Source organism: Bartonella sp. TT121SHDZB (assembly GCF_042193415.1).
In the GTDB taxonomy this organism is placed as follows: domain Bacteria; phylum Pseudomonadota; class Alphaproteobacteria; order Rhizobiales; family Rhizobiaceae; genus Bartonella.
In genome coordinates this window covers 1-11366 of the sequence record NZ_JBHILR010000018.1, presented here as the reverse complement: position 1 = coordinate 11366, position 11366 = coordinate 1, and the positions used below count along the sequence as shown (strand labels likewise).

9 protein-coding genes and 5 pseudogenes are annotated in these 11366 nt (G+C 37.3%); 5 read left to right on the top strand and 9 right to left on the bottom strand.

Annotated elements, in window-relative coordinates; genetic code table 11:
* The 4 genes and pseudogenes from ACFIKI_RS08080 to ACFIKI_RS08065 form a co-directional block, all read left to right on the top strand.
* The coding region (locus ACFIKI_RS08080; RefSeq protein WP_375666695.1) for a toprim domain-containing protein at positions 1-603 on the top strand (603 nt) is incomplete at its 5' end.
* A pseudogene (locus ACFIKI_RS08075) lies at positions 600-2208 on the top strand (YfjI family protein). The gene ACFIKI_RS08080 and the pseudogene ACFIKI_RS08075, both read left to right, overlap by 4 nt.
* Before the next feature lie 535 nt (positions 2209-2743).
* Positions 2744-2917, top strand: a complete 174-nt coding sequence (locus ACFIKI_RS08070) for a hypothetical protein (protein ID WP_375666694.1) — start codon at positions 2744-2746, stop codon at positions 2915-2917.
* Positions 2878-3088: pseudogene (locus tag ACFIKI_RS08065) on the top strand (type ISP restriction/modification enzyme); the annotation flags it as partial. The gene ACFIKI_RS08070 and the pseudogene ACFIKI_RS08065, both read left to right, overlap by 40 nt.
* A 1472-nt stretch (positions 3089-4560) precedes the next feature.
* Here the strand turns inward: ACFIKI_RS08065 and ACFIKI_RS08060 are convergent.
* From ACFIKI_RS08060 to ACFIKI_RS08020, 9 genes and pseudogenes are all read right to left on the bottom strand, one after another.
* Positions 4561-4665, bottom strand: a pseudogene (locus ACFIKI_RS08060) (transcriptional regulator); the annotation flags it as partial.
* An 18-nt stretch (positions 4666-4683) separates the two neighbouring features.
* Positions 4684-4761, bottom strand: a pseudogene (locus tag ACFIKI_RS08055) (Killer protein); the annotation flags it as partial.
* A 13-nt stretch (positions 4762-4774) separates the two neighbouring features.
* Entirely contained in the window at positions 4775-5707 is a 933-nt protein-coding gene (locus tag ACFIKI_RS08050) for a DMT family transporter (RefSeq protein ID WP_012231667.1), read from the bottom strand.
* Positions 5708-5718: 11 nt separating this feature from the next.
* On the bottom strand, positions 5719-6462 hold the full coding sequence (locus ACFIKI_RS08045) for an SDR family oxidoreductase (RefSeq protein WP_375666693.1): 744 nt from the start codon (positions 6460-6462) through the stop codon (positions 5719-5721).
* Positions 6463-6626: 164 nt separating this feature from the next.
* Positions 6627-7327: pseudogene (locus ACFIKI_RS08040) on the bottom strand (HAD family hydrolase).
* 141 nt (positions 7328-7468) lie between these two features.
* Positions 7469-7855, bottom strand: a complete 387-nt coding sequence (locus ACFIKI_RS08035) for a hypothetical protein (protein WP_375666692.1) — start codon at positions 7853-7855, stop codon at positions 7469-7471.
* A 554-nt stretch (positions 7856-8409) separates the two neighbouring features.
* Positions 8410-8694: a type II toxin-antitoxin system RelE/ParE family toxin gene (locus tag ACFIKI_RS08030; protein ID WP_246054788.1), complete on the bottom strand. Its 285-nt coding sequence runs from the start codon at positions 8692-8694 to the stop codon at positions 8410-8412.
* Positions 8687-8905: a TA system antitoxin ParD family protein gene (locus ACFIKI_RS08025; protein ID WP_375666690.1), complete on the bottom strand. Its 219-nt coding sequence runs from the start codon at positions 8903-8905 to the stop codon at positions 8687-8689. Before ACFIKI_RS08025 ends, ACFIKI_RS08030 begins: the two co-directional genes overlap by 8 nt.
* Positions 8906-9415: 510 nt before the next feature.
* Complete coding sequence (locus ACFIKI_RS08020) at positions 9416-10099, bottom strand: DNA adenine methylase (protein WP_375666697.1); 684 nt, start codon at positions 10097-10099, stop codon at positions 9416-9418.
* 149 nt (positions 10100-10248) lie between these two features.
* Here ACFIKI_RS08020 and ACFIKI_RS08015 point away from each other — a divergent pair.
* A partial coding sequence (locus ACFIKI_RS08015; RefSeq protein WP_375666689.1) for a tyrosine-type recombinase/integrase occupies positions 10249-11366 on the top strand: 1118 nt, incomplete at its 3' end.

Genomic DNA, 11366 nt, shown 5'->3' with positions numbered 1-11366 from the left:
CAGAAAGCAGAGAGAGCAAAAGCAATTTGGCAACAAAGCCAACCAATCAAAAAGACTTTAGCAGAAACCTATTTACGCATGCGGCATATTACATGTGATTTGCCTGCTGATTTACGCTTTTACGACAAGTGTCCACACCCCTCTGGGGGTACACTGCCCGCGTTGGTGGCTCTTGTTAAGGGCGCTGGTTCCTTTGCCATTCATAGAACCTTTTTAAAAGCCAATGGCTGCAAAACAGATCAGAAACCAGCAAAAGCCATGTTGGGTTCTGTCATGGGCGGTGGGGTGCATTTAAGTCAATCCAATCCCAAACATCTGGTCATTTGTGAAGGCATTGAAACGGGGCTGTCTCTTCTGTCTGGGTTGTTATCAGAGCCCGTTGATTTATGGGCTTCTCTTTCAACCAGTGGCATGATGCGTGTGAATTTACCTCCTACAAAAGGGCGTCTCACCATTGCAATGGACGGCGATGATGCGGGTCGTAAAGCAGGTTTTACCCTCGCTGCACGTGCCTATAGACAAGGCTTTGAGGTCTTTATCATGCAAGCCCCATACGGTCTAGATTTCAATGATGTTTTGATACTGAAAGGTATAAATAAATGAGAGAGAATAAAAACAATATTGTAGATACCAACAATCAAAATGTTTCATGCAATGATAACGATAATGTTTCTTTAAATGATAAGACTTGTTTAGAAGCCATTCCTTATAAGCAAGCATTGCAACAAAATGGTTGGGGGGAATTAAAGCCTATCTCTGCCGCTTTGTTACTCGTCGAGCCTTTTAATCCATTACAACTCCCCATGCCATTCATGGATTATGTTTATGACGTTTCAGAGCGTCAACAAGCCCCTATGGATTTTATTGCTGTCTCTGCTCTCTGTGCCTTGGCTGCTGTCATTGGCAATGGCGTGCGTATTGCTCCAAAACAACATGATGATAATTGGAAAATTGTTCCTAATCTCTGGGGTGCCGTTGTGGGGCAACCTTCGACTATGAAAACAGATACCATGGAAGCTGCTTTAGCACCTCTTGATGTTTTTCAAGAGGAATGGCATCAAGAATGGTTAAAGAAGAAAAAACAGCAAGAAACAAAAGATATTCTTATTGAATTGGACAAAAGAGAAAAGAAAAAACAAGCCTACAAAGCACTCAAAGATCAAGACGAGGAACAAGCCCTTGCTCTTCTTTCTCAATCTCTTGAACATAAAGAAAGTGAGGAAGATGACACTTTTGTCAAACGACGTTGATGTCACTGTTGAAAAGCTTGGAGAACTCTTAAAAGAAAACCCCCGTGGTCTCTTAATGGTTCGTGATGAATTATCTGGTTTTTTATCCGATTTGGAAAGAAAGGAATATCAATCAGACCGTTCTTTTTATCTAACAGCTTTTAATGGCAAAAAAACATACACCTATGACCGGATTGGGCGGGGAACCATTTTTATTCCCAATGCAACCATTTTCATGATTGGAGGCATTCAACCTTCACGGATTATTCCCATTATTCAAGCAATGCATCATGGAACAAATAATGACGGCTTATTGCAACGATTTCAAATGCTGGTGTGGTCCGATGAACAAAAAGAGCGGTTATGGGTTGATAGACCTCCCAATCAAAAGGCATGGGAAAGTTATCAAAGAATTTTTCGTTCTCTTTATGATAAACCTTTAGGATCACCAAAACACCCCATTACCATACGCTTTTCTATTGATGCCCAAGAGATGTTTCGTGAATGGTGGGAAAATTTTCAAAAAACAATCAAAGAAGGTCATTTCTCTGCAAGTTTACAAGCACACCTTTTGAAAATGAATCAAACCATACCAACCCTTGCGTTGATTTTTGAACTGGTTGAGGGTGGGCGTTTTGAAATCAATAGAGATGCCCTTGAAAGAGCCTTGTATTGGGAAAAATATTTGTTAAGTCATGTCAAACGTCTTTATGCGGCGGCGGATAGCTTAGCAACAGAGGGGGCAAAATTAATTGTCGAACGTTGTGATCATTTACCCAATGTTTTTACAACAAGGGATATTTATAAACGTGATTGGAAATATTTAACAGACAATCAAACCGTTAAGCAAGCTTTAGAGCTTTTATGCCGTTGTAACTATATACGTGAAATCTCTGGAGACAAGAGCTCACAAGGCGGTCGCCCTACCATACGCTATGAATGGAATCCTTTAATGACAAGCCATAAAACATCACACTGAGGCAATTTGGAAATCTTATAGAACATTAACAATATAACAGTGAACTCTTCAAAGCACTCCCCATTATGAGTTTTGGGGGGTGCTTTTTATAGGTATTATTTTATTTTTTTAATTAGAAATAAAAGTTATTATATTTCAATATGTTAATGTTTTAAAGAAACAACCTATATTAAATGCAATCCATAAATACAATCTATAATATATATTTAAAGGGGTTTTGTAGGGGTTTTGGGGGTTTTAAGAACCTACAAAACCTATCAAAATACTCATTCTGATATTTTAAAGCACGTAGTACATTTATCTTGATGAATACGTGAAACGAACAGCAAATTTCACTACTTTGCTGATCTTATCCCATGTCATGGGCTGTGGATAAGTACCTTTTAAAAGCCTTTTTGAAAAAAATTTCTGGTTTTGCAAGAATTTCACCTCATCTGACACTCGCTATTTATCCCAAATGGATTTAATTGGCTTCACTTTGATTTTTTTGAAGAGAATTAATCAGTAGAATATATTGTCATGGAGTCTATTCTTTATGTTTCACCCTCTTTATTCTGATAATAAACATGTCTCTTTACGTTCTCTCTTACAAGCCTATCGTGATCAAGCGATATCAGAGCAAGAAAAGCAAGCTGCTTTTGAAAAGTTTGTCATTGCTTATTTGACGCAAGACCCGCTCTTGAATGGGTTATGGGGCGTCAATGTGTAAAGACTGATAAAAAGAGTGGCATTGTGAATGATGCCAACCGTTATGCCGTTGAAAGCATTGGCAACCCTGCCTACCCTCTAGAGTTGTTTCAAAGGGTTATTACCGTAAGTTTAGAAACCATGAAAATCGTAAAAAAAACTACCAAAATTGGAAATTAGAGAAACTGAATAGACTTGGTATGCCACATAATGGGTATGTTAACCTTATAAGGGGTAAAAAGTCTATAGGTTCTTATACCCCCTTTATACATTGCTTACGTACAATCTTTAAAAGGATAATTTATCATGCGTTATTCTAAAAAGAAGAAACTTGCACTTTTAGATACTCTTATTTGGATTGCTTTAAGACTTTTAAGAAACCCACTCTTAAATAGAATTAGATTTTTTTACATTGCCTTTAAGAGGTTATACCGTAATCTAAAATGATAACTTTATCCTTTTCAAAAGCTTTGTTTAAAAAGAGTTATGTATATTCATTTTCTTATATTACTTATAGGTTTTGTAGGTTCTTAAAACCCCCAAAACCCCTACAAAACCCCTTTAAATATATATTATAGATTGTATTTATGGATTGCATTTAATATAGGTTGTTTCTTTAAAACATTAACACATTGAAATATAATGATTTTTATTTTTAATTAAAAAATAAAATAATACGTATAAAAAGCACCCCCAAAACTCATAACCTAATGATCTTGATAGCATTTCTTATGAGTTATAAACCATCTTTTGAAAGGCTTTAAAGGATCACATGATTTTCATAAAGCACGTTGTAATCATTCTCTAAATCATAAGGTTATCATTCAAAAGAACTGATAAAATTCATAAAAAGGATTTTGATAACGTAATCAGTTTTTAATTTCATATGCTTTTCATAAGACACGTTTTAATGACTCATTAAAATGATCACTTTTGTCAGTTCAATTTACTGACACATAACTGACAAGTTTTAATCAATTCACATCATTGGCTATCTTTAAAGATTGTACTCTTGATATAAGTTATGTTTTAAAGATATTAACATATTGAAATATATTGATTTTAATTTTTTACCATTCAAAAAAAATAATAGAGGGTCTAAAAAGAACTGACAAAACTGACATCACTGACAAAAGCCTATTAAAAGGGATTTTACTGATCTCTATAATTATCAATCTCTCTTTAGATGTTTTCATAACAGTCTATAAATTACAATTATCCTACTTATCGTTTCTCTTATGAAAATGAAAAATGATGCCATGGCTATAAAGCATATAACAGCTATAGAAAATGCGTAAAAACAGCAGCTTCAAATAACTAAACTGTAAATGAACGCATTGATTATAAAGAGAGCACCTATAAGAGGCTATTAAATTTTAAATGTATTATAAACAAAATTCACAAAAAAATTTAAATTCATTTAGTAAAAAACTGATAGGTTATAAAGATAAAAATACGCATTATGAGAGCCTTTTTAAATATTATAGATGTATAGAATTCAAAATATAACGCAATCGTTTCATAAAGCCCATAATATAGCTTTAAACGCATATAAATATAAAAGAAGAAATTCATAATCATAAGATATTATCAATACACAACGTATTTAAAAAATACAAAAAAATATCAAAAAAAGATAAAATATTATTTGACAATAAATACGTATTTTGTTATATGAAGACGGTACGCTAATTTTTGTATTGTTATCTCCATTTCTTCTAAAAAAGCTACTTTTAGAACTTCACTAGAATGGGCGGGGTTATGCGTCATTTGTTTTCATTCCTTTCATCAATGGTAATCTTGATAATCAACAAGCTCCACATCTGTTCTGATAAAGCGAAAAATAACACGCCAATTTCCATTCATCTTAAAAAGTATATTACTCTTTATGCGCATTGGGAACGGCTTTTCTAGATCCTAGTAAGCTGAATATATAGCCTTGTCCGATTAGAACTCCAAAAATCGTAACAAAAACGCCTATGATTTGCATGATTTGAGGGATGAAGCCGAACAGGATTTGCACCAATAAAGCTGAAATAGGTACAAAATTGAAAAATATCGCCGTCTTACCCGGACCTCGGATCGCTATTCCAATATTCCAAAATAGGTAGGCTAAAACTGATCCTGCAACCCCTATCCAAAGGAGTGCGAATAAACTAGCGCCGGACATAGACATCGTTTCTTGAAGAGGGGATTCGAATAAAAAGGTTAGGACGCCAAGGGCGACGGTGCCAGAGAGCATCGTCCAGCTTGTTGTTTCAAGCGGGGTTGCGTTCTTGACAAATGACCGCGTGCCCACGGTATAGAACGCCCAACCAATGGAACCTAAAAGAATCATAATATCTCCTTTGGCAAAGGAAACATGGTTAGACAAAAATCTCCCATTTGTTATGACTAAATAGACCCCGAACATGCTAATGAGCATCCCTATAACCCTCTCACAGGTTGGGAAAGATTTATTCATGATAGCTTCAATAATATTAGCACTAATAGGGGTTGTCGCCATGATGAGGGAGGCTGTTATGGGATTTGACGTTTGCAAGCCAACAAATAAAGCGCCATTAAACCCTGCCACACCGATAATCCCTAGGAAAATATAAGAAATAAAATTTTGCGATAAAACATGCCACCGCAAGCCTTCTTTGAAAATCATAATTAAAAATATGGCGATTACGGCAATGAGAAACCGCTCAAAAGAAGCTGTCCATGGAGAAACAGTCGTTAAAGCTATCTTAGTGGCTTGGAAATTGGAACCCCAAAAAAAGGTTCCTACGAGGGTTAAGACAAGAGCTATTCTGGGCGTGATTTTCATTGGATAGATCCTTATACTTGATACCAAAGTGGAGCATCGAGACGTATAGAAGAAATTTGTGCGGTATTAGATGAGGAAAGAATAAAGTTGACCGCGGAAGCAATGTCATCTGGGTGAAGCATTTTGGCAAGATTCTCTGGAGGTATCTCTGGGAATCCTTTAAAATTGCGACGAAAATCCGTATTAACTTTATCAACTTGGATTGAACAAACACGAATATTTTGTGGCATTCCCCATAAGCGCAACCCACCAGTATAGCCCTCTACAGCAAATTTAGAAGAAGAATATGAAATTAAAGAAGGATTGTATTCTACACCCCATATGGATGAAATATTTATAATATCGGCGCGAATTTCCTTTTTTAGATAGGGTAAAGTAGCAGCTGTTATATAGAACATTCCTTTAATATTCACATCAAATGTTTCAGCACATTCTTGAGCATCAATTGTTTCTGGATCGCCACTATAACAAATGCCTGCTACATTAACTAAGACATCAAGACCACCAAATTCTGAGATAACCTTATGGACAGAAGAGTCAATGGCTTCTTTATCGCGGATATCAACAATCAATTTACATAAGCTTGCCGTATCGATGGAGGTTGGTAGTTCTATGTCAATGATGTCTGCACTTGCTACCTTATGACCATTTTTCAATAAGTTTAGAACAATTGCTTTACCGATGCCGCGAACGCCTCCTGTGACTAAAATACGTTTCTGTTGTTGTGAGTAAATTCCGGTCGTGTTTTTTATCATTTCGTTTAGCATTTTCTATACCTGAAGTTGTAATCATTAATATTCAGCTAGTTTATTTTTAGCCATGCATTATGTATTACTGTATTATGTTTAATGTATTGAGTATTATTAAATGGTTTAAATAATAAGATAGCCTTAAAGTTTATTGTGATTAGGTTGAATAACTAAAGAACTGATATTTCATGTAAAGACGTCTCATTAAAAGGAAATACCTTTTTAGAGGAGAATGCTAGAGTTTGTGATTCTTTAGGTAGATTTAAACAGCGCCAACCATGCTTGTGAGCATACGCCTCAAGCAAAGGATCGCCAATAACAGCGACAGGATGACCTACAAGCTTCAGCATATACTCATCGGAAATATCATCACCGTAGGCCCAGCAGTTCTTAAGGTCACCACCATGTTTTTCAATAAAATCCTGAATCGCAAGCGCTTTTCCAACGCCGATCGTTTGCGGAGGGACGAAACGGCCATTATATTTTTGCCCATCATGCAATAGTTTTGTGGACAAGATGTAAGGTACACCTAGATGTTCTGCAATGGGGCTAGAATTTCTATAAAAGAGCCGGATACTAAGACCGGCTCAATTTTTTGGCTATGATGGGATTTTAGTTCTGTTACTACTTCTTGGATTAAGAAAGTAGGATTAATCAACGCGCGCTTTGCCCAAGTTTCTGCACATCTTGTTACTTCTGCTACAGCACGTCCGGCAAAAAATTCATAAAAGCGACGGTTTATTACGCTGCGCGGACTCTGGTTATCATGGTGTGCACGTAAAATAGCAGTAGTATCTGCATATTCCTCTTGGTGAGCGTTGGTTGAAAAAACTAGCCAAGATTTATACCAGAAATCGTGGAAAGCGAGCATACTCTTGCTCCGAATAAGGGTGCCATCTACATCGAAGAATGCATACGCAAGGCTCATTATTAATTTCTCCCTTCAAAAAAAATTAAATACTTTATAATGTTGTTTGTTCTTTATAAGCATGGATATGATTTATTCGTAATATTAATCCTCTGTTGTGAATTCCCAGAAACCTGTTTTTTTGAGCTTTAGCTGCGCGTGGACATCTCCTCCTAAGCCATACCATCCGATCGCACCGCCTCGATTCATTTGATAACTCATCCAAAGCAAGACGATATTTACTATTCGATTAGCAGAGGGATCGTTCACAGATGGAAACGGATTGGGTAATATTGCTTGATAAAAGGCATGCCCATCAGCATCTGCCAGTAGTATATTGGGAAGACCAAGTGGGCCGGGTCGTGTAGGTGCATGGGGATTCAGATCATGTTGCCGTAGTGCCATAATTGTGTAAAGACTGTTAGGAATTAACCCCAAAAATTCAAAACGAAAATGTCCTGTTCGTTGGTCGTTAGGGACGGAAACTTCCATGGATCCTTTCGCTTTACACCATTGTTCAAGGGTTATCGGCGCAGTAATCTTTCTACCATCTTGGTTTCGAGCGTCTGGTATTGGTACTTCATGGAAGCCATAGCTTGGCAGATAAATATTTTTCGCATTGGGGCATTGCGCTGGTGCAAATATTACTGGATAATTATTGCATGATTATGTGCGCATTGAGCTATAGGACTTAGTTGTATTTAGTATTTTGCGGCTTGAATTTACCGAGGAAAGTGCGAAGCGTTAAATTTATAACAGATGCTACTGACTTACCTCTAATCTAGTAAAGTTCTATCATGACAAAGCCATTTGTTGGGGTGTACGGAAGAGCTTTGTTTTTAACTCAAGTTAGAGGTATGTAATAGCAGATGAGTGCAGTACTCCTTTGCTGCAAAGTCCTCCAATCGGTTTAGCTAAAAATATTATGCCGCAATTAGGTGCCCAATATAGCTTGATCATGTCTATAAATTTTGGTTTAATACCTTTAGCACTGGAGAACTTTAGTAAAATTAATGCTGTGTGCCTCTATCAAGTTGTAAAATATATTATGCTTTAAGATCTCGGTAAAAATTTTCATGAGAGCCAAGTGCTAACAAGGTCAAAGTAATCGTGTGATCTTCATAGCTGTAAGCAAGCAGCGTCAATTGCTTGGCCATTTTAAATTTATAGACAAAAACACCAGAAAGATCACCTGTTTTGGCTTGACCAATGGTGGGCGTTTTCATAATGACGCGAACAGCTTGGTCTAGATCTTGTTTTTGGTTGGCATGCAGTTTTTTGACAGTTTTTTTAAATGAATGGGTTTGTAAAACTTGCATAGATTCAGCCAAATTCGAATGCTGTTACATCGCCATCTGCATTTTCTTGTTGTCCAAGTAAGATTGCTTGAATAAATTGAAAGGAGAGATCTGGATTTTCTTCGGCTATTCTGCCCATACGCGACCAATATTCAATTTGCTTAGGAACCGAGCGGCTATAAACAGACGCGTAACGCTTAGCCTCATTAATGAGATCATCAGACAGTTTAACAGTTGTAGCCATGACTATACTCCTACCTTACAATAAGGTGGTAATATAGTTCAAAAGGTGTTAAAAAGCAACCTTTGAAACACAATAACCTTAGCAGATCTCTAACACAATTCCTTCTCTCACAGCCATCTTTCTTAATATCTGAAAGAAGAGAAAATAAAAGATAAATTTAGAACTAAATGATCGAGAATAAGCTCTAAAAAGGTTCGGGATAGGCAGAAAATAAGTTAAAAGAATCAACGGAATCAAAATTCCCGAACTTCTATATAATCTATTGATTTTATATAAATATAGCATTCCTACCCCCTCCGCCACAGCACTTTTGTCGTGCTATAAATTATTGATTCTATATGTCTTGTATGTAGCTTGTCAGCAGGTTTTGCAGAATTTGACAGCAGGTTTTGCAGCAATTCATTTTTAAAATTCACGTCTTTTTTTAAAAATTAAAGGGGTTTTCAAAGGGTCTTCAAAGACCTTTCAAAGATCATTTAAAGACCCTTTAAGGCAGCTTTTTCTCCTTTGCTAAAAGTCGCAATTTGAGATGATGAGCTCTTGAGCTGGAATTGGATTATTTGAACTGCATGTATAAGATATGGTGACCTCTTTTATCTTAAATGGGCTAAAGCTTTTGCGAATCTCCGGCACATCATTGAGTGACAGAAGAAACTTTCCCTTTAATTGTGCAAGCAGTGTGGACATCTTCTGATAATCCTCTCGCTTAAACAAATCCTTGCCATAGTAATCCTCAACACCCCAATAAGGCGGATCAAGGTAAAACAAGATGTTGGGACGATCATAGCGCCTAATAAACTCAAACCAATCTAAATGTTCAATGGTCACACCTGCTAAACGATGGTAAATAAGCTTTAAGGAGGCTTCAAGTTTGAGACTATTAAACCGTGCACCACGGTGTGGATCAACTCCAAACGTCTGTTTTGCCACTTTGCCACCAAAACTCAACCGCTGCAGATATAAAAACCGCAATGCCCGCTCTAAATCTGTCAGGGTCTTGGGATCTTGGGTGCGTAGCCGTTCAAACGTCTCACGGCTACTCACCTGGAACTCCAACAGATCCATGAAAGGGTAATAATGGCGTTGCAACACCCGAAAAAAATTCACCACATCACCTGAACGATCATTGATCACTTCATATAAAGGAACTAATTTTCTCCTTAAAGATACAACGTATTGATTTATAATGATAATCTAGCGTTATTCATATTGAATTAGACCCTCGAATAACGTAGGATTCTCTCATTTCAAATCTGTTTATGTTGAATCAATCAAAACCACTCATTTGCACATAACAAGTGGGATGAGTGTATGGATAAAAACTGTATAAGAAAGGACTTAAAATGGCTCTTATGAACCGTCTTAATGCAAGGGCTGTCGCAACATTGGGAGCTGGCAAATATAATGATGGTGCCGGCTTGCTACTTCATAAGCGTAAAGATGGAGGTGCTCAATGGATTTATCGCTATACCATTCATGGTCGGCGCCGTGAAATGGGATTGGGTGCATTAAGACATGTTTCTTTAAAACAAGCCCGTGAATTGGCAAACCAATGGCGTTCTGTTTTGCATGAGGGGCGTGACCCCATTAAAGAGCGGGAGAAACAAAAGCGTGAAGCAATAAGCAATCTCCATTACTTAAAAGATATCGCTTTGGATACTTTTGAAAGTCGTAAAGCTGAATTAAAAGATGATGGTAAGGCTGGGAATTGGTTTGCACCTTTGCGGCTTTACATTCTCCCTAAATTAGGTTGCCTGCCCGTTTCTGAGATTACGCAAACAGAGATACGCAATACGCTTACTCCTATCTGGCATACAAAAGCTGTTACAGCAGAAAAAGCACTAAACCGTCTTAATCTTTGTCTCAAACATGCGGCTGCATTAGGGTTGAATGTTGATTTACAAGCAACAACAAAAGCACGCGCGCTCCTAGGCAAACAACGCCATAAAACGCAAAATATACCAGCAATGGATTGGAAAGATGTTCCTGCTTTTTATAAAACACTTTGCCAAAAAACAACCCTAACACAACTGGCTTTGCGTTTGCTTATTCTGACAGGCGTTCGTACTTTTCCTTTATGTCATATCCATAAAGATCAAGTTGATGGGGATATCTGGACTATCCCTGCTGAAAATATGAAAGGAAGACGGGATGCTACAAAAGAGTTTCGCGTCCCCTTATCATCAGAGGCATTAGACATTTTAAAACAAGCGCGCCTGCTCTCTCGCAATGATTTCTTCTTTTCTGCAACAGGTCGCGGTTCTCTTGGTGAGAATTGTATGGCAAAATATATGCAACAGATTGGACTTGAAGCACGTCCCCATGGCTTTCGCTCTAGTTTACGCAATTGGCTTGCTGAGACAACCGATGCCCCCTATGAAGTCGCTGAAACTATTCTAAGTCATACAGTAGGAGGACAAGTAGAGCGTGCCTATCGTCGGACTGACTATTTAGAACAGCG